This window comes from Candidatus Saccharimonadia bacterium, from assembly GCA_035544015.1.
In the GTDB taxonomy this organism is placed as follows: Bacteria; Patescibacteriota; Saccharimonadia; order UBA4664; family UBA4664; genus UBA5169.
Genome location: DATKIP010000083.1, coordinates 13,007 through 29,497, shown reverse-complemented (window position 1 = coordinate 29,497; position 16,491 = coordinate 13,007). Strand labels below are relative to the sequence as shown.

20 protein-coding genes are annotated in these 16,491 nt (G+C 61.7%); 6 read left to right on the top strand and 14 right to left on the bottom strand.

What is annotated here, in order from left to right:
* Window positions 1-2: 2 nt before the first annotated feature.
* The 7 genes from VMT30_05965 to VMT30_05935 all read right to left on the bottom strand — a co-directional run bounded on the left by VMT30_05965 (window position 3) and on the right by VMT30_05935 (window position 6,000).
* A complete protein-coding gene (locus VMT30_05965; protein HVQ44484.1) occupies window positions 3-1,142 on the bottom strand; it encodes a phospholipase D-like domain-containing protein in 1,140 nt (379 codons plus the stop codon).
* Between the two features lie 31 nt (window positions 1,143-1,173).
* On the bottom strand, window positions 1,174-2,505 hold the full coding sequence (locus VMT30_05960; GenBank protein HVQ44483.1) for a lipase family protein: 1,332 nt from the start codon (window positions 2,503-2,505) through the stop codon (window positions 1,174-1,176).
* A 1-nt stretch (window position 2,506) separates the two neighbouring features.
* Complete coding sequence (locus VMT30_05955) at window positions 2,507-2,986, bottom strand: GNAT family N-acetyltransferase (protein HVQ44482.1); 480 nt, start codon at window positions 2,984-2,986, stop codon at window positions 2,507-2,509.
* A 15-nt stretch (window positions 2,987-3,001) separates the two neighbouring features.
* On the bottom strand, window positions 3,002-3,433 hold the full coding sequence (locus VMT30_05950; protein HVQ44481.1) for an NUDIX domain-containing protein: 432 nt from the start codon (window positions 3,431-3,433) through the stop codon (window positions 3,002-3,004).
* Between the two features lie 2 nt (window positions 3,434-3,435).
* Window positions 3,436-3,936, bottom strand: coding sequence for a DUF1003 domain-containing protein (locus VMT30_05945; GenBank protein HVQ44480.1), 501 nt, complete (start codon window positions 3,934-3,936; stop codon window positions 3,436-3,438).
* Window positions 3,937-3,946: 10 nt separating this feature from the next.
* Entirely contained in the window at window positions 3,947-4,501 is a 555-nt protein-coding gene (locus VMT30_05940) for a hypothetical protein (GenBank protein HVQ44479.1), read from the bottom strand.
* 95 nt (window positions 4,502-4,596) lie between these two features.
* Window positions 4,597-6,000 carry a hypothetical protein gene (locus VMT30_05935; GenBank protein ID HVQ44478.1) on the bottom strand — a complete coding sequence of 468 codons (1,404 nt, stop codon included), beginning with the start codon at window positions 5,998-6,000 and terminating at the stop codon, window positions 4,597-4,599.
* Between the two features lie 307 nt (window positions 6,001-6,307).
* Between VMT30_05935 and VMT30_05930 the strand changes: the two genes are divergently transcribed.
* On the top strand, window positions 6,308-7,096 hold the full coding sequence (locus VMT30_05930) for a hypothetical protein (protein ID HVQ44477.1): 789 nt from the start codon (window positions 6,308-6,310) through the stop codon (window positions 7,094-7,096).
* Window positions 7,097-7,228: 132 nt separating this feature from the next.
* Here VMT30_05930 and guaA read toward each other — a convergent pair whose 3' ends face one another.
* The gene (gene guaA, locus VMT30_05925) at window positions 7,229-8,815 is read right to left on the bottom strand and encodes a glutamine-hydrolyzing GMP synthase (protein ID HVQ44476.1); all 1,587 of its coding nucleotides are present in this window, start codon (window positions 8,813-8,815) and stop codon (window positions 7,229-7,231) included.
* Window positions 8,812-9,369 carry a peptide-methionine (S)-S-oxide reductase MsrA gene (gene msrA, locus VMT30_05920; protein HVQ44475.1) on the bottom strand — a complete coding sequence of 186 codons (558 nt, stop codon included), beginning with the start codon at window positions 9,367-9,369 and terminating at the stop codon, window positions 8,812-8,814. Before msrA ends, guaA begins: the two co-directional genes overlap by 4 nt.
* 191 nt (window positions 9,370-9,560) lie before the next feature.
* On the opposite strand from msrA, the gene VMT30_05915 reads away from it, so the two are divergent.
* The 3 genes from VMT30_05915 (at window position 9,561) to VMT30_05905 (ending at window position 11,901) form a co-directional block, all read left to right on the top strand.
* Entirely contained in the window at window positions 9,561-10,466 is a 906-nt protein-coding gene (locus VMT30_05915) for a hypothetical protein (protein HVQ44474.1), read from the top strand.
* Between the two features lie 249 nt (window positions 10,467-10,715).
* Window positions 10,716-10,925 (top strand): hypothetical protein, encoded by a 210-nt coding sequence (locus tag VMT30_05910; protein HVQ44473.1) that lies wholly within the window; start codon window positions 10,716-10,718, stop codon window positions 10,923-10,925.
* A gap of 400 nt (window positions 10,926-11,325) precedes the next feature.
* The gene (locus VMT30_05905; protein ID HVQ44472.1) at window positions 11,326-11,901 is read left to right on the top strand and encodes a hypothetical protein; all 576 of its coding nucleotides are present in this window, start codon (window positions 11,326-11,328) and stop codon (window positions 11,899-11,901) included.
* 73 nt (window positions 11,902-11,974) lie between these two features.
* Here the strand turns inward: VMT30_05905 and VMT30_05900 are convergent, their stop codons facing one another.
* The 4 genes from VMT30_05900 to VMT30_05885 all read right to left on the bottom strand — a co-directional run bounded on the left by VMT30_05900 (window position 11,975) and on the right by VMT30_05885 (window position 14,105).
* On the bottom strand, window positions 11,975-12,640 hold the full coding sequence (locus VMT30_05900) for a 6-phosphogluconolactonase (protein HVQ44471.1): 666 nt from the start codon (window positions 12,638-12,640) through the stop codon (window positions 11,975-11,977).
* A gap of 4 nt (window positions 12,641-12,644) precedes the next feature.
* On the bottom strand, window positions 12,645-13,058 hold the full coding sequence (locus tag VMT30_05895) for a VOC family protein (protein ID HVQ44470.1): 414 nt from the start codon (window positions 13,056-13,058) through the stop codon (window positions 12,645-12,647).
* A gap of 245 nt (window positions 13,059-13,303) precedes the next feature.
* Window positions 13,304-13,546 carry a hypothetical protein gene (locus tag VMT30_05890; GenBank protein ID HVQ44469.1) on the bottom strand — a complete coding sequence of 81 codons (243 nt, stop codon included), beginning with the start codon at window positions 13,544-13,546 and terminating at the stop codon, window positions 13,304-13,306.
* Between the two features lie 40 nt (window positions 13,547-13,586).
* Window positions 13,587-14,105, bottom strand: coding sequence for a GIY-YIG nuclease family protein (locus tag VMT30_05885; protein HVQ44468.1), 519 nt, complete (start codon window positions 14,103-14,105; stop codon window positions 13,587-13,589).
* A gap of 239 nt (window positions 14,106-14,344) precedes the next feature.
* Between VMT30_05885 and VMT30_05880 the strand changes: the two genes are divergently transcribed.
* Both VMT30_05880 and VMT30_05875 read left to right on the top strand, forming a co-directional pair.
* Entirely contained in the window at window positions 14,345-14,566 is a 222-nt protein-coding gene (locus VMT30_05880; GenBank protein HVQ44467.1) for a hypothetical protein, read from the top strand.
* Window positions 14,567-14,681: 115 nt separating this feature from the next.
* Window positions 14,682-15,845, top strand: coding sequence for an MFS transporter (locus VMT30_05875; GenBank protein HVQ44466.1), 1,164 nt, complete (start codon window positions 14,682-14,684; stop codon window positions 15,843-15,845).
* On the opposite strand, the gene VMT30_05870 is transcribed toward VMT30_05875, so the two are convergent.
* Window positions 15,842-16,426 carry a metal-dependent hydrolase gene (locus tag VMT30_05870; protein HVQ44465.1) on the bottom strand — a complete coding sequence of 195 codons (585 nt, stop codon included), beginning with the start codon at window positions 16,424-16,426 and terminating at the stop codon, window positions 15,842-15,844. The genes VMT30_05875 and VMT30_05870 overlap by 4 nt on opposite strands.
* Window positions 16,427-16,491 lie beyond the last annotated feature (65 nt).

Here is a 16,491-nt window from a genome sequence, read left to right as displayed (position 1 = left end):
TACTACAGATGGTCGCCAAATGCCTGTGATGTTGTTTCGAGTAGGCGCTGGTGCCAGCGGCGATGGCGGCGCGACTCGAGCGTGATGAGCAGCGCATCCTTCAGATCACGGCGGAACTGGCGGTCGAGCGGCGCCACAAAGGTGGGGTCGGCGACGGAGATATTGAGCTCTTCGTTGAGCACGAGCGAGCGGTTGTCGAAGTTGGCCGAACCTAGAGTAGCCCATTGATGGTCGACGGTCATTACCTTCACATGCAGCACGGTGCGCTGGTATTCGTAAATTTTGACGCCGGCATGCATGAGCACTTCGTAGTGAGCGCGGCCGGCGTAGAGCGTGGACTTGTGGTTGCTGAGCGGGCCATTGGTGAGCACGCGTACATCGACGCCCCGGGCGGCGGCGGCACAGAGCGCGGCGATAAACTGCGGGCCCGGCACGAAGTAGGCGGTGGTGATCCACAGCTGCGTGGTGCTGGCGGCGATGGCGGCGGCAAACAGCCGCTCGATGGGCGTGGGCCGCGGACCGATGGCACTGGGGGTGGTGAGGATGCTGAGGTGGCCGGCCTCCTCGGGAGCATGGGCCGGCGGCGCGAGCACTTCGCGGGTGGATTCGGCCCATTCGTCGGCGAATCCGGCGAACAGGTCGAGGCACGACGGCCCCTCCACGCGGCAGTGCGTTTCGCGCCAATGCTTGGGCCCCGAGGCGTCGCCGTCCCATTCGTCGGCGATGCCCACGCCGCCGGTGAAACCGAGGCGGCCGTCGATGAGCAGGATTTTGCGGTGGGTGCGGTAATTAAACCGGCGCAAGTGGCCCATGCGGATCGGCCGAAACCATCCCACCCGCACGCCGGCGCGCTCGAGCTGCCCGACCATGCGCGTGCTCATGATGGCGCCGCCGACGGCGTCGATGAGCACGCGAACGGTCACGCCGGCCCGCGCGCGTTCGCAGAGGGCGTCGGCAAACTGGGTGGCCACGCGGCTGCGCCAGTACACGTAGGTGACAAATTCGATGCTGGTTTGGGCGGAGCGAATAGCCTCGAGCATGGCGGGGAAAATCTCGTTGCCATTTTGCAGCAGGGTGATCCGGTTGCCCGCGCGAAATTTGGCGCCGGTGGCGGTTTCAAAGGGTTTTTGGTAATTCGTCATGAGAATGGTAAATGCTTGAGCTTATTCTACGCTACCTGCAGGTAGATGGCACCGTTTGGCCAGCCGCCAAGGTGCGCATCCAGGCCAGGGTGTCGCTAAAGCTGTGCTGCATGGCGTCGTAGTGGGTGGTGTTGGGGTAGGCGTAGTATCCGACCGGCCCCACGCTCGAGCTGCACAGCAGGGGCAGGGCGGCGGTTTGCTGGGCGGGCAGCACCACGTTGTCGCGTGCGCCTTGGTTGATGCGCTTGGCGCTGGGGGTGGGATCGTCGCCCACGGCGTTGCCCGCGAGCACTTTGGCGAATTCGGGGAAGCCGGCCGCTAGTGTACCGGTCCCGGCGGCGGCGATAAATTCGGGCGTATAGAGGCCCACGGGGGTGTGGCCCCAGTAGGGCAGGTCGGTGTCGATGCAATGGGCCACGACCTCGGCGACGAGACTCGGCTGGCGGCGCGGCAGCAAGATGCCGGGGTAGCTCTGGTGGTAGTAATCCTCGTAGCTTACGAGCACGTTGGGGCCAAACCAGTTGATGTTGGCGCCGTGGGTGATGTCGGTGAGTGTCTGCTCCACGCTCATCACCGGCCCCCAGCCCACCACGCCCAGCGGCCGGACATCGGGGGCGTAGCGGGCGGCGATTTTGTCGGCCCAGAAGGCCGCGTGGCCACCCTGGGAGTAGCCGGAGAGGAAAATATTGGTGCTACTCAGGCGATTTTTGGCTTCCGGAAGCCTTCGCAGCGCCCGCACGGCATCGAGCAGGGCCCGACCCTCGAGCTCACCCACCATGTAGTGGTGCAGGCGGCTGGGGTCGCGTAGGCCTTCGTAGTCGGTGGTGACGACCGCGTACCCCTGGACGGCGTAGGCGCTCAGGTGCGAGTCGTAGCCGCCCCAGGCGCCGGTGGCGGGGTTTTCGAGGCTGGGCGCGCACTGATCGCCGATGCCGGTGGTGCCGGGCGCGAAGGCGAGGGTGGGCAGATTGCTGCTGTCTCCAGTGGGCAGGTAGGCGCGGCCGTACTCCGTCACAAATTCCCCGCCCGGCAGCTGCGACTGGTACTGGAATGTGACCTTGGTGACGGGACTAGCTTCGTTCGGCACTCCGGCCGGAAAATTGTGATGGATGACGACGGTGGTTTTGGCGCTGTCGAATTGCTCGACGCTGTCGACCGCTACAACGTTTCCGGGGGCCGGGCGGCTCTGGGTGGGTATCGCGGGCGTGGCGCCGGTGAAATCGGGCGCGGGTACATGATTGTTCCAGAGCACCACGACTGCCTCAAAGAGCGTGAGCACAAGCACGAGTATCACCGCCGGACGCACTCGGTAGCGAGGGGCTGAACCTTTTTTGGCTTTGGGATGCCATTTTTTTAGTTTCATGCTAGTGATGTCCCTGAAGTTTAAACGTCAGAATATCCATGCGCACACCGTCTACTATTGCCTCTTCTACAAATTTAAACCCTTGGCGCTCGTAATAGCTACGGTGATCGTGAGTGGCAATGGTGACCGACTCGGCGCCACAGGCAGCGAGCAGTTTGAGCATGCGCGAAAGCAGACTGAGGCCGGTATTGGCGCCGCGGTAATCGGGGTCGACATAGAGCCAAAAAAGCTGCGCCGGGCCGGTTTTGGGCGCGGCGCCGATGGCGTAGCCGATGATGCGGCGGCCTTCGCGGGCGGTGAGGACAATGCGCCGCGGATCGAGAGCGGCGCGCAGCAGGCGGTGCGGGGCGTGGTCGCGAATGACCCGGCGTTGGACCGAGTCGGGAAAGTAGGTGAAGTGAGCGCGCACGGCCTCGGCAAACAATTGATGCAGGCTGATGAGCGACCGGACCTGGGCCGGGGCGATGACGATACGGGTCATGAATTCTCCTGTGGCCTATTCTAGCAAAAAACGGTAGGTGTGACCGCTGGCGATGGTGGCGAGAATGGCGGCATGAGGCGCAAAGAGCGGTATGGGCAGCGCCGCGGGGTCGCACCAGCGCCATTCGGAGCAGCGGTCGGGCTCGGCTAATTTTGGTTCCTGAGGGCCAATATCCACGCGGAAGGTGAGATGAATGTAATGCGCGTCGCGCTCGGGATAGAGGCCGTCGGTGACGGCCACCAGCTGGGCGGTAGCGGGCGCGATGGTGATGCCGAGCTCCTCGTGGATTTCGCGGGCGATGCATTCATCGGCGCGCTCTAGGGGCTCCAGATGGCCGCCGGGTAGCGCCCATGTGCCGTGGCCAAAGACGTTTTTGCGCCGTCCGAGCAGCAGCTTGCCGTCGCGCACAATGTAGGCCTCGCAGCCGACTTTGATCGTGACCGTCACGCCTACTGGTCGGCCTTGGTGCTGGAGCCAAAGCGGCGCTTGTGGCGCGACTGCGTGCGCCGGTCGGCTTCGCGCTTGGCGAGGTTTTTGACTTCGTCCATTTCGGTGGTGAGGTCGTCGATTTTAACGCCGTGTTTCTCGGCGATGCGAACGAGCGTACGCATAATGATGGCGATTTCACGCTCGGCTTGGATGTCGGTTTCGTAGTCGAGCTGGGAGCGGATTTCGGATTTTTGCGAGGCGCGGTTTTGGCTAATCATGACGAAGGTGGAGAGGAAGATGGCTTCGAGCGATACCACCATGGTGAGGAGGCCAAACGGGAACGTGTCGAATTCGTATTGGTGACCGAACGTGCCTAGGCCGGCGGCGATCCAGAAGCCAAACCAGAGCACATGGAAGTATACGAAGATCATGTTGCCGGCAAAGGCAGTGATGCCATCGGCGAGCCGGTCGCCGAAGTCGCGGAATTGGCGGATGTATTGATTGGGGTTGATGAGGGCCACGGGGGACTCCTTACTTAATGACGACGAGTACGAAAATGCCGACAATGAGCAAGGCGGCGAGCACGGCCAGGGCGTAGTTTTGGGTTTGGTCTTCGCGCAGTTCGATCTCGCGCAGGTTGCGCGCGGCGAGTACGTAGCCGGGGTGCTCTCCACCGTTGTAGACGAGGACGGTTGCGAGGCGGAGGCCGGGAGCCGGCTCCCAGGTGAAGCGATTCTGCCCATGGGCGCGAGCATAGGCAAATGCGCCATCCGGAGGTACAGGCTTGGCAGAGCCAAATTCGCCGTTGAAGGCCGCGAGGCCGCCGTCGCCCCGGTAGGTGATGACGATGGGCTTGAGGCTGGCGACGACGTCTACCGGCTGGTCGCCGACAATGTCGGCTGGGGCCGTGCCCTTGGCCATGGCGGCCGCGCCGTCCTCGGCGAGCTGGATTTGCGGGTCGTTGGCGCTCTGGCGCAGGCTCTGCTGAACAGAGACGAAGATGAGCGCCGTGAGGCCGAGGGTGAGGGTGAAATAGAGGATGCCGGCCTGATTAATAGCGGACTTGGTGAAATTGGGAAGCCTCATAGTGACGCCTTAATTATGACTTGTATTATACGCTACCGCTTAGCGCAGATGGTCCCCCGCAGTCACTCGGTTCGAGTGACTGCGGGGGACGGTGATCAGTCGCCCAGGGTCACCAGGCTAGCATAGCTCTTATTCGTGTTTGGGTAGGGCCGAACGCCGGCGGCGGTGCTGATGGCGGCAACGGACATGCCGAGTGCTCTCAGTAGGCCGGTGGGGTCCTGCCGGGCCATGGCCAGAGCGGTGAGATGCGGCTCCAACATCTTGGAGGTTCCGGAGTAGTTGGAGACTACTCGCGCATCGATTGATACGGGTGGCCGGCCTTCCGCCGCCGCTCGGATGTCCTCGTCTGCCTCGCGTTGTCGCTGAGGGTTGAAGAGGTACGTCTGGGTGAGCTGGTTGTGTACGAGCGCCAGCCGTCCGTCGGCGACCATGATCTGGCAGCCGGCTGCGATCTCGGGGTGGTCGCTCAGGAAAGCGTGTTTTTGTGCTGGTGTGTAGTGGGCCAGCTCGGCCAGGCTGACGCCGGTCGCCTCGAGGAGCACATCGAGCAGGGGCTGGTTGTTGAGCAGAGCCTCTATTTCCGCCCTCTCGTGTTCGAGGAGGGATGGAAACAGTCTCACGATGCCATGGTTGTAGCCTGGATAGGCTATACCAAGGATTTTAACCCGCTTCATGGATTCGGGATCCTGAGCCCCAGTTGTTGGTATGTCTCCCTGACTCCAGTGGGGAGCGAACTGACGTACGACGTCCATGAAGTGGCGGGGTTTGAGTGCGCGCTTCCCTTTCAGCCTCATGTAGGCGGCCATCAAGGCCCGAATCCCATCAAGCATGGTTGCGGTCCGGTAAGCGGCCTCGAGGCCTTCTGGAGAGGCGGGGGTTAGCTTGCCCGACACCAGTTGCATGAGTTGCTGGTTGGCGTAGGCCTCGAGAGCCTCACACAGTTTCAGAAGCTCGAAGAACGCCACCTCGCTGGGGTTGGGCGCTCCAGGGTCGTTCGGATCGTCCGTGTAGGTACGCGTGCTGTTGTCCCCAAATACGCCCGGCAGCTCCAGGACGGGCTGGCCCTCCCAGCGGACGGTGGCGGTGGGGACGTTCCAGCGGACGAGCGACGCGAAGGTGTCGCGGTCTGTATGGCCAGTGCCGGTGCGGTCGGCGACGGCGCCGAGGTATTCTCGGAAGGTGTAACTACCGTTTCCTACGCGCATGATGTCGAGGAGCCAGCCGGGATCTTGATCGAAGGTGTCCCTTCTCTCTTGATCATGCCGAAGGGCTCCTGCGCCCAGCAGCCCGAGCAGGGTGACGGCCTGCTTGGCCTCGACAGGGTTGAAACTCCCGGGGTCTGGAACGAGAGCCAAGGCCCTCACTAGTTCCCGCGAGAACGTGGTAGAGGCCACATGGCCGGCTAGAATGTGTCGATTGAGCGTTGCGGCCCGCCGCGCTTCTCCTTGCAGTGCCCCTAGCCAGGCTGGCATGCTGATGGGTGTAGCCTTCGCGGTCATGCATTTCCCCCGTTGCAGAGGTGCGGCCCAGGGACTCCCCGTGAGGCCTAACGAAGTGCTGTTGCGCTTATCCCGCCGTTATCTCCAATCTGTATTGAGCCGGGATCGTAGCATCCTACCATAGCAGCTTGTCTCCGACGAGCAGATGGTCATGCGTTTATGCCTAAGCTTGCATAAATTGCTGGCATATTATATATTATGCGGCGGTTTGGGCGAGCTGTGAGTTTCTGATTATTTTCGGAGATTGGCAGCTCGCTCTAACAGCGAGGTCCACAGTGTGGACATATGGATGCCCTTGGAGGCAGATGTGACAACCGAACATTCCGACTCGACCACGACCGGCTCCGAGCAGGCCATCGACCCCGAGCTGCAGCGGCGCATCGACGAAGCGAGGGCGCCATGGGCGCGGTTGGCCGGCGCTCGTGGACCAGGCAGCAAGGTGGAGATCGCAGCCACCGAGCGGCTCAGCGCGGCGCAGTCGGTGATCGAGGAACTGGTAGCCAAGCTGGCCGCCGTTGGCGCACAGCTCAAGGCGGTCGGTCGGGTGAGCCTCCAAAACGGGCTGCTGCGGGAAAGCCTGAACGCCGAGCAGCTGCGAGCCGGCGGCCTGTCGGTGCTGATTGAAGGCTTCTATCTGCCGCTGGCAGTTGCGGGGCAGATCGCCAGCCGCATCGGCGGCAACATCCGGGGCTTCACGTACGACATCGATGCCAGGACGATCGGATTCACGGTGGGCGACCAGCTGCTCGTCAAGTGCATCTTGCCCAGATCGATGTTCTCCGACCCCAGGGTGAAGATCACTGACCCGGCGAAGTCCTCTACGGTCGGGTTCGCCGTGGACCGCCAGGGCCTCACCGGCGATCAGCTCGATAAGATCGTGTTCATGTTCGGTCCCAAGGTGGAGCCGGAGCAACCGGGCAGCCACCTCGACGCTCGGGGTGTCTACCTCAGCTGCACCGACCCGAGCTGCGAGCAATGCTCCGAGCTGCGAGTGATCGCCGGCAGTCTGCGCCAGTGGGCCAGCGGGGTGGTCGGGGAGGAGCCCTCGAGCACCGTCACGGATCTCCTCGGTTTCAACCCGTCGTTTGGTCAGTAGGCCTGCGGCGGACGTCTCGGAGGGGTGGCAGCGCCGCCACCCCTCCGAGACGCTGTTTTGACGGCTTTTATGGAACCTAGTTGGTTCCTTTTTTGTGCCTAGCGAGGCGGGTGGGCTCGTTTTAGCGAATAATTAACCCCATTCAATCGTCGCCGGCGGCTTGTCCGAGATGCGGTAGACCACTGAGGCGATTTCGGAGACTTCGTTGGTGAGGCGGCGGGAGACAGCGCGGAGGAAATCGTAGGGCAGCTCGGCCCACTCGGCCGTGAAGCCGTTGACGCTCCAGATGGCCCAGAGGGCGAGCACCAGGCCGGTGCCGGCGTCGTCGCCCTTGGAGTAGGTGTGGTGCGAGTGGGTGACGACGGCGCCGGCCTGCCAGACGGTGTCGTAGAGGCCGGCCTGGCGCAGCTCTTCGAGGTAGATGCCGTCGGCGGCGCGGGCGATGCGCAGGTTTTCGGCCGTGACTTCGCCCTCGATGCGCACCACGAGGCCGGGGCCCGGGAATGGGTGGCGGACGAGCAGGGCTTCATTGGTGCCGAGGCTGCGGCCGATGGCGCGGGCGGTGTCTTTGACCATGTCGTCGAGCGGGGTGAGCTCCTTGTAGGCAAATTCGAGGCCGGCGTTGTGGTGGAGCTTGATTTGGGCTTTGCGGGCGCCGGTTTTGTGGCCGCCGCCGGATTCGGTGAGGTCGGTGTAGAGCGTGCCTTGGGCAATGTATTCGGCGCCGAAGGTGGCGGCTTCGGCCTCGAGTACTTGCCTGTAGACGCCGCGCATGGCCACGCGTTTGTCGTGCATGGCGGCGTGGCCGGCCAGAGCTCCCAGGAATTCATCGGTGGCGTCGTGGATGACGAGGTCGAGGTCGCCGAAGTATTGGTGCACGTTGGCCTCATCGTCGGGGCGGTCGATGCCGCGGATGTAGACGGCGCGGATTTGCTCGGGCTTTAGCGCTTTTTGCAAAATGGTGGCCACCACGGCGCTGTCGCTGCCGCCGGATAGGGCCAGGAGCACCTTGCGCTCCCCTACTTCTTGGCGTACCTCGGCGACTTTGCGCCCGGCGGCGTCGTCGGCCGGGAAGCGGTCCTTGGCGCCGGCGATGCCAAACACGAAGTTTTCGTAAACTTTGGCGCCGTGCTCGGTGGCGGTGGTTTCGGGGTGGAATTGCACACCCCAGAGGTGGCCGAGGCGGCCAGCGGCCACGGGCGAATTGTCGGTGGCGGCGAAGATTTGGATTTGGTCGCCCGGCTCGATGCGGTCGCCGTGGCTTTGGAGCACCTTGCTGCCGTCGGGGATGCCCTCAAGCAGCGCCGTGGGGTCGGCCGAGTAATGCAGCTCGTGCACGCCAAATTCGCGCCGCGGCGACGGGGCCACGGTGGCGCCGTGGTGTGCGGCCCACATCTGGAAGCCGAGGCAGATGCCGAGCACCGGGACGCCGAGCTCGTAAATGGCGGCGTCGAAGGGCGGGTTCTCGCTGGCCGAAGACGGCCCGCCCGACACGATAATGCCGGTGGGAGCGATGCGCTTCACGTCCTCGGCCGTCACCTGCGACGGGTCGGCCACGAGGCAATACACGCCGAATTTGTCGAGCGTGAGCTTGATGAGGTGGTCAAATTGGCTACCCATGGCAAAGAGCAAAAAGACCTCGTGGGTCTGGCGCAATTGCTTCTCGGCGGCGATTTCTTCGAGAATTTCGGCCGTGACGTCGGTGAGCGTGTTGATCATGCGGTATCCTTCGTTTTTAAGCGGTCGGCAAACTTTTTTCGTAGTTTAGCTAATTTGGGGTTAATTACCACCTGGCAGTAGCCTTGGTCGGGGTTTTTGGCGTAATAATTTTGGTGCTCGGGCTCGGCTTCGTAGAAGGCCTCGAGCGGTTTGATTTCGGTGACGATGGGATTTGGCCAGAGTTTTTGGGCTTCGTTTCGGGATTTTTCGGCTAGGCGTTGTTGTTCGTCGTCTTGGTACAAAATAATGGAACGGTACTCGGGGCCGAGGTCGTTGCCCTGGCGATCTCGCGTGGTGGGGTCGTGGATAGCCCAGAAAATATCGAGGATGTCGGCGTAAGTGATGACAGCCGGATCGAAAGTGAGTTTGACTACTTCGGCGTGGCCGGTGGTTTGGGAAGCCACTTGCTCGTAGTTGGGGTTGGGCACATGCCCGCCGGCGTACCCGGAAATGCTGCTTTCGACGCCCCTGATCATGAGATAGGCGGCTTCGAGGCACCAGAAGCAGCCGCCACCGAGGACGATGGTTTGGGTAGGGTGGGTAGCTGCGGTCATATTTGTAGTTTACAGATGGGTTTCTTGGTTGTACACTTCCGGTGTGATTGCTACACAAACCTCAATGATGATGGCCATGATGATGCGCCGCTCAGCGGAGGTTTTGTCGTAGCGTAATCACGGTTCGATCGCAACGCCAGCCTCCGCGCCGCGGGGGTTTTTCGTGTCCGACGGAAACGAGGGGGAGCTCGATGCTTCTGTACGATGGTCCGCCGATCCGCGTGGAATACTTCACGGACTGCATCAACACCGGGCGCGAGGGACGCAACGCCGAAGCCCGCATGGCGGGAGCGGTGTGGCGCGAGCTCGGAGCGCCCACGTCATTCGTCCCGATGCAGTACCCAAGCGACGGCTTCGAGGCAGCGATGACGCTGGTCGACATCGCCGACGAAGACCGGGAGAGCTCGCTGCAGCCCCGCCAGGGCCGCACGATCATTCTGGGCAACGCCGCCCCGCGCGCGACGACGTTCGGCCAGTTCCCCAACGGCCGGGAGTTCGTCTGGTGCGAGATCGGCGACACGTTCGGGCTCTTCACGCTCCCCAATCGATTCCTGTCGCTGGCCCACCGGCTCGGGCTGGTGCAGAAGGTGTATGTCCTCAACGCCCCCAAGGTGGCGGAGTGGGGGATGCGCCAGGGCTACGTGACGCCCGAACAGGCCGCGGACATGGTGGATACGCCGTTCCGGGGGGCCAAGTTTGGCGCGCGAGCGGCGGGCTGGGTTCTCCAGCATCGGCACGAGGTGCCCCACGAGCGAGTACTCAACCTCGGCACGCCATCACCGCCGGCCGGTCTCGTTGCCCGCATCGACACTGAAGGCTTCGGCAACGCCTTCCTGGACGTACTGCCGGGCGATGTCGGCTTCACGGTGGGTGGACGGCTCCAGCTCGCCATCGACACGTGGGTGAACTGCTACGCGGGGTTGTCCGACATCCCACCGGGCGAGGTCGGCATAGTGCCCAGCAGCTCCGGCTACGGACGCGACCGGTTCCTGATGGCCGCCCTTCAGGGCGGCAGCCTCGAGAAGCACTTCGGCCTCGAGGTTGGCGACCCGTTCCTCGACCCGTCAATGTTCGCGCGCACTCTCGTGCGCGCCTGATCCCCTCCGCTACCCCGTCTACGACTACGGCATCCCACCTACCGGGAAGAGACCGCAGCCGTAGGCAGGGCTCTTCATTTTTGGCTTTGGAAAAAGAAAACGGACCGCACCCGGTCCGTTCCTAGATAGTCTTTGAAGTCTCGACTATTTGATACCTGCAGTACCCGTGCCAAAAGGAGCAAACTCTACCTTTTGTGCTTTGATCGCGGCTCCACCCCGACTATCTGGTCTCTTTGTAGCATGAGCGGAATGCAGGCGTCAACTATTGCAGCTCCAGCAGATCCCACTCAATTCGATTTGATGGCCCTCGAGCCCGAAATGGCGCTTCTGCGCCAGTCGTTCGAGCTGGTTGGCGATGGCCGGCTCGAAGAAGCCGAAGCGCCGGCCGCAGGTTGTGCAGACCAGGTAGTAATGGCGCTGTATGTGCGGTGGGCTGAGTTCGACTTGGCCGTCTGGTAAGCGCCGGGCTACATTTATATGAACGAATAGCTCAACCGTGCGATAAATTGTGCGCTGGCTGACCCTACCGGCTAGAATATTGACGAGGTGCGCGACAGAGCAGGGCCCAGACCTCAAGAGTGTTTCATAAACCTCATTGCGAGGGCCGGTCCAGCTAATATGCCGGCGAGTAAATTCAGCATGAAGGCTATTAATAGGCCACATAGTTTGTGAGCATACCTTATTTTTGACAATTTTTGTCAAAAATCGGCGATGCAATCGGAGCTACGCTCCCCATAGCAGATTTAGAATAGTACTAACATTTGCTGCAAGGTATCTGGTATTATCGTCGATGGTTTGCACCCGCAGCCATCGATCCACGAGGGGAGCCACATTGCCACACCGGGCGCACAGCGGATTCGTGGTACTCACTTGTGCTGACTGGGCGAATACGTCCCGGTTCGGCCACGTACTTGAGACGGCCTGGCATGGCTTAACGCGCCGGCATAGTCGTATCCGTGAGCTCGTCACCTTCGTGAAGCAGCATCCGGCAAACCCATCCAAAATCGACCCACACATCATCCGCAACGAGGGCCCGATCGAGATCATCGCCCAGCCGCCACGGCTGATGGCACTGACAGTCCTGAACCCGACGGTGCTCGGGCCGAACGCCTGGGTGCTTGTGATCGACATTCACTCCGATTGTGCCGGGTTCTCGGCGGCCCATCCGGAGCACCACGGCGACCAGTACCAGGCCCAGCGCGATCTGACGCTCCGGCATGTCCAGCGGGTGGCCGACACCTTGGCGGTGAACAACGGTCATCCGATGATGGTCATCGTCAACTACACCTGGTTCGACTCGCATCGAACGGTGCTGCGAGCGGAAAGGCTTTGCACAGTGCCGAGCCGACCGCATCTGTTCGACGACGGCTGGGTCACCAGCGCTCCGCCGGCGATGGCGGATTTGTTCCGACAAGTTTACGCCGACGCCGCGTAGACCCCTCACCCACCCCACTCGTCTGTCTGCAGTGATGCGGACGGGCCGCGAGCCAAGGAGGTGGGTTTTCGCGTTAGTGGAGCGGTCGATCAGTGAAAATGGTGAGATGGGGAACGGCCTTGAGAGCCTGCGCCGGCTGCTCGGCGATGGGCAGGTCGGTTTCGAGACGGTCGAGCACCGGCCACTTGGCCTCGCCGGCGGCGTACGCCACGGCTTCATTGAGGTGCTTGAGCGCTCGGGGCGTGGTGGTGAGGCGCTGGTACTGGCCTCCGTCGTACGCGCAGACGAGGCCCGGTGCGGTGACGGCCGGGCTGTGAGGCAGAATGCCCGAAGTGTGGCCGTCGAGTCCGATACCGAGCAGGCCCAGCACGTGGTCGGCGGTGTCGAATTGGTCGGCAAGGAACTTGGCAAAGGCGGCGGCCGTGTCGGACTCGGACGCGCCGGTGAGCACGGGGTGCAGCGTGGCGCCAGGAAGCTTGAGGCCGGCGACTTCAAGCTGGTGCCAATTGGAGTCGGCATGGCCGGGCGGGCCGTAGCGTTCGTCGATGAGGCTGACGGTGAGGCTGCTCAGATCATGGCCGCTCAGAAGCGATGCCGTGGCCACGGCCGTGGCGATGCCCGACCCGCCCGAAAGCAGCCATAGCACACTGCGGCCGTCGGCGAGTTGGGCGAGGATTTTGGCGGCCAGATACGCCGCGACGGGCTGAGGCGAGGAGGCAGGAATGAATTCGAGCTGCATGCGGTTATTTGGCCGGCTTACTGTCGATGTTCACCAGCCAGTTGATGCCATATTTATCCTTGAGCATGCCAAAAACATCGCCCCACATCTGCTTTTCGAGCGGCATGGTGACATGGCCGTCTTCGCTGAGTGCCTTGAAGTAGCCGGTGAGCTTCTCGTGATCGTCGCCGGACAGACTGAGGCTGACGTTATCGCCGAAGTTCACCGTGCCGCCGGGCATCCCTTCGGAAGCCATAATGGTGAGGTCATCGCTGGTAAGCGCAGCGTGCATAATTTTGTCGGCGTAGCCTTCGGGCGGGTTGGGGAAGTCGCCAAAGGTGCTCAGATCGAGCTTGCCGCCAAAAACGGTGTGATAAAATTCCATCACTTCTTTGGTGTTGCCGTTGAAGGTAAGATAGGGGTTTAATTTGACGCTCATGGCTTGGGCTCCTTGTTTGCTAGGGCATGATCCCACGCTATGACGGGGCGGCGCAATGGTGATTTTGTGCTATAGTGATTTTACATAAGGCTTCGGCCTCCGAGGACTCCCTTAGCCGGGGGTCCGATTTAATTCCCGAAGCATCATCCGAGCTAGCCTCACCTGGATTTGAAAATAATTTGATGCGGCCAGCACGTAGAGCTTCCGCACAAGCCGCCGCGCATCGATAGCTCGTTGTTGAGTCACTAATGCCGAATACTTGGTGCTTTCGTACTAAGCGGCACGGCCCAGAGCATATGACGTCCGAATTGTTGCATGATCAGAACCGGCCTTAGGAATGTTGTCGTGTCGCCATTTTGCTCGCGCCCCACGTTGATACCCAAACGTGCATACCAAACTTCGCGCGGGCTACTAAACAAGATGGCTTCCGGAGCATCATTTAGTTGCTCCATTTGAGCGGTCCATGACTGGAATAACTCGCTTCTCATATCTGAATCCTATCATAAAATCGAACAAAATGCGAACATATCAGTGCCCGCCCTCCACGCGGAAGCCGAGTTTTTTGAGCTGCATGGCTAGCGACGCTTCCATGGCTTCGGCCTGGGGCTGGGAGCGCACGCGCGGGAGGTGGGCGAAGAGATCGCGGCGCAGACGGCCGCGGGCACCACGCTTGAAGGGACGGGCAGCGTGGAAGGCCGCGAAGCCGGTGTTGTGCTGGGCGAGGCGCTCCTCGGGGAGGTACCAGGTTTGGCCGACGTAGACGTAGTTGGGGTTGCGGTCGAGCTCGATCACATAGACGCCGAAGGTGCGGGCCTCGGTGATGCGGCGGAGGCTGGTGATGAGGTCGAAGCCGAATTCGAAGTCGTCGCGGTGGCGGCTGAGGTAGTCGTCGAACACGTCGTAGCGATAGAGGCGCTGGGGCACGATCTGGTCGGGCGGGTCGAAGAGGTAGTCGAGGAGGATGGGCTTTTGGGCCCGCACAAAGGCTATGACCTGCGCGCGCCAGGCGGCGTCGGTGTGGGTGGTGCGGATGAGTTCGGCGGCCATATCTTGATTATGAACTATTACGGAACCTTGCAATTAAATTATTTTTATGTTATAAAATAGCGGTCCGCACAACTTCGAGCACTCCATTGGAGAGTGATTTTTCCGTGACCGAACGTTCTCGTGGGGGTATACGTGTCATCGAGACCGAACTCGTATCCGCTAGCGAAGGTCCGTCCTTCATACTGCGTTCCAATATGGAGGGCGCGAAGGATGACCTCCGGCGTGTACGAGAGGTATACATGCTCAGGCTGAAGGCATGGGGAATTCTCCCGCCCGAGGCGCGGCGACGCACTGTTGCCGGGCTGGTGATCCAAATGCTCGATGAGGTCCTCGGCAACGAGGTGATGCACGCCTGGGACATCTACCGCACAAATCCAGGCTGCTCGTCCCATGACTTCCAGGACGCCTGCCAGCAGCTGCTTGCTTGCCGCGGGATCGAAATGACCCCCGGCAAAGACTAAGGTTCACGGCACCGCGGATCTCCCGGCTACCGCCCCTGCGGGGAACGGTGGCCGGGGACCACCCGAACGCTCAAGTTGTTTGAGACTTGAGCCTTCAGGCGGTTATGATGGGGTCATGAAATCGCGCGCGCTTCGCTGGCTGTATGTTTATAGCTTCCTCGATGACTTTATTCTGATTTATCCGCTGTACCAGCTAATGTTTGTGGCGCACGGGTTGAGCGTGGCGCAGATATCGTGGCTGTTTGTGATTTGGTCGGCGGTGTCGATCGTAGTGGAAGTGCCGACGGGCGTGCTGGCGGACCGGTTCTCGCGCAAAAATTTGCTGGCTGTGGGGCAAGTGATACGGGCCGCGGGGTACGGGATGTGGCTGCTGGTGCCTAATTTTTGGGGCTACGCGGCCGGGTTCGTGCTGTGGGGGATCGGCGGGGCGCTGCATTCGGGCACGTACGAGGCGTTGGTGTTTGACGAACTGAAGCTCGTGGGGCAAGAGAAGCAATATGTGCGAGTGAACGGCCGGCTGGCGAGCGTGTTCTTGGTGGGCCAGTTGATAGCGGTAACGCTGGCGGCAGCGGCGATTGGGCTGGGATACAACGGCGTGCTGGTGCTGAGTATTGCCACGGTGCTCGTAACGGCCGTGGTGGCGTACAACATCCCGGAGGCGCCACGGCAGGAAGAAACGGCGGATACGGGGTACTTCGCGGAGCTGGCCGAGGGCGTCCGGGAAGCGGTGAAGAACCCGGCGGTGCTGCGGATTATTATGCTGAGCGGGTTTATTGTGGCGATTTTTGGATCGCTCGAAGAATACACGCCGATTTTCTTCCAGGCGGCTGGCGCGTCGCTGCAGACGGTACCGCTGTTGGAGGCCGCGCTCGTGCTCGTGACGGCTACGGCCAGCGCGCTGGCACACCGCGTGGAGCATTTGGGGACGCGGCTGTTTATGCTGCTATTGGCCGTCGCCGGGGTGTGTTTACTGGCGAGTGAGGGTGGACACGGCGCGGGTGGCATCGTGCTGGTGGTGGCGTTTTTTGGCCTGATGAAGCTTTTAGAGGTGATCTTCGATGGTCAGCTCCAACATTCCATCAAGGGCCGGATGCGCGCTACTATCACGTCGGTGGCGGGGTTTGGGGCGGAGTTATTGAGCATTGGGATTTATCTGGCGTTTGGCGCGGTGGCCGAGACGCGCGGAACGTTTGCGGCGTTTGGGGTGTTTGGGGCGGTGACGGTGCTGGTGGCAGTGGCGTATTTGGTGGTGGGCCGGCGGGTGTTTGCGGTGCGCTAAGATCGGATGCGCGTATGTATGAATGTCACAATGGCCTGGTAGTGCTGGGCGCAGACGAAGATGTTTACGAGGATGAGCCCCGGGAAAATAATGAAGTTTTCGACGAATTTGCCGGTGGCGATGCGCAGAGATTTGAGCGGTGGGAAGCCGAATTTTAATGGTATGGGCAGAAGCCACGGCACGCCTTCTTTGGTGAACGTGTCCATGACGAGGTGCGAGACTACCCCGATGAGAAAGGCTTTCCAGACGAGGTCGATATCGACGTGGGGCATGAGGGGATGGATGAAGACAAGCAGCCAGTGCGCCAGCCAGGCCAGCAGGGCGGCTCCGAGCAGCGAGTGCGTGAGAAACCGATGGCCGCCGAGCAGGCGGTCGGTGAAGCGGCCAAAGAGCTTGCCGATGGGCAGGTTGCGCCAGAAGGGGGCGGTGGGTTGGTCGATGTCGGGCGCGATGCCGCCGATTTGGTTGGCCAAGATGGCGACGAGCACGGTGGCGAGGGTGATGTTTTGCGGCAGCGGCGTAACGGCCACGGCAATGGCCAAGGCGGTGAAGGCGGCGGTGTCGTGGGTGCGTCCGGTCATAGCATTAGTAGTTTAGCACTCGTGAAATAATTGCGGCTTGCGAGCGAGCGAGGAGAACGACTTTG

Excerpts from the sequence above, each read along its gene's own strand:
- VMT30_05965 (HVQ44484.1), bottom strand. The coding sequence starts at position 1,142 with ATGACGAATTACCAAAAACCCTTTGAAACCGCCACCGGCGCCAAATTT.
- VMT30_05960 (HVQ44483.1), bottom strand. The coding sequence starts at position 2,505 with ATGAAACTAAAAAAATGGCATCCCAAAGCCAAAAAAGGTTCAGCCCCT.
- VMT30_05955 (HVQ44482.1), bottom strand. The coding sequence starts at position 2,986 with ATGACCCGTATCGTCATCGCCCCGGCCCAGGTCCGGTCGCTCATCAGC.
- VMT30_05940 (HVQ44479.1), bottom strand. The coding sequence starts at position 4,501 with ATGAGGCTTCCCAATTTCACCAAGTCCGCTATTAATCAGGCCGGCATC.
- VMT30_05935 (HVQ44478.1), bottom strand. The coding sequence starts at position 6,000 with ATGACCGCGAAGGCTACACCCATCAGCATGCCAGCCTGGCTAGGGGCA.
- guaA (HVQ44476.1), bottom strand. The coding sequence starts at position 8,815 with ATGATCAACACGCTCACCGACGTCACGGCCGAAATTCTCGAAGAAATC.
- msrA (HVQ44475.1), bottom strand. The coding sequence starts at position 9,369 with ATGACCGCAGCTACCCACCCTACCCAAACCATCGTCCTCGGTGGCGGC.
- VMT30_05915 (HVQ44474.1), top strand. The coding sequence starts at position 9,561 with ATGCTTCTGTACGATGGTCCGCCGATCCGCGTGGAATACTTCACGGAC.
- VMT30_05910 (HVQ44473.1), top strand. The coding sequence starts at position 10,716 with ATGCAGGCGTCAACTATTGCAGCTCCAGCAGATCCCACTCAATTCGAT.
- VMT30_05900 (HVQ44471.1), bottom strand. The coding sequence starts at position 12,640 with ATGCAGCTCGAATTCATTCCTGCCTCCTCGCCTCAGCCCGTCGCGGCG.
- VMT30_05895 (HVQ44470.1), bottom strand. The coding sequence starts at position 13,058 with ATGAGCGTCAAATTAAACCCCTATCTTACCTTCAACGGCAACACCAAA.
- VMT30_05890 (HVQ44469.1), bottom strand. The coding sequence starts at position 13,546 with ATGAGAAGCGAGTTATTCCAGTCATGGACCGCTCAAATGGAGCAACTA.
- VMT30_05885 (HVQ44468.1), bottom strand. The coding sequence starts at position 14,105 with ATGGCCGCCGAACTCATCCGCACCACCCACACCGACGCCGCCTGGCGC.
- VMT30_05880 (HVQ44467.1), top strand. The coding sequence starts at position 14,345 with ATGCTCAGGCTGAAGGCATGGGGAATTCTCCCGCCCGAGGCGCGGCGA.
- VMT30_05875 (HVQ44466.1), top strand. The coding sequence starts at position 14,682 with ATGAAATCGCGCGCGCTTCGCTGGCTGTATGTTTATAGCTTCCTCGAT.
- VMT30_05870 (HVQ44465.1), bottom strand. The coding sequence starts at position 16,426 with ATGACCGGACGCACCCACGACACCGCCGCCTTCACCGCCTTGGCCATT.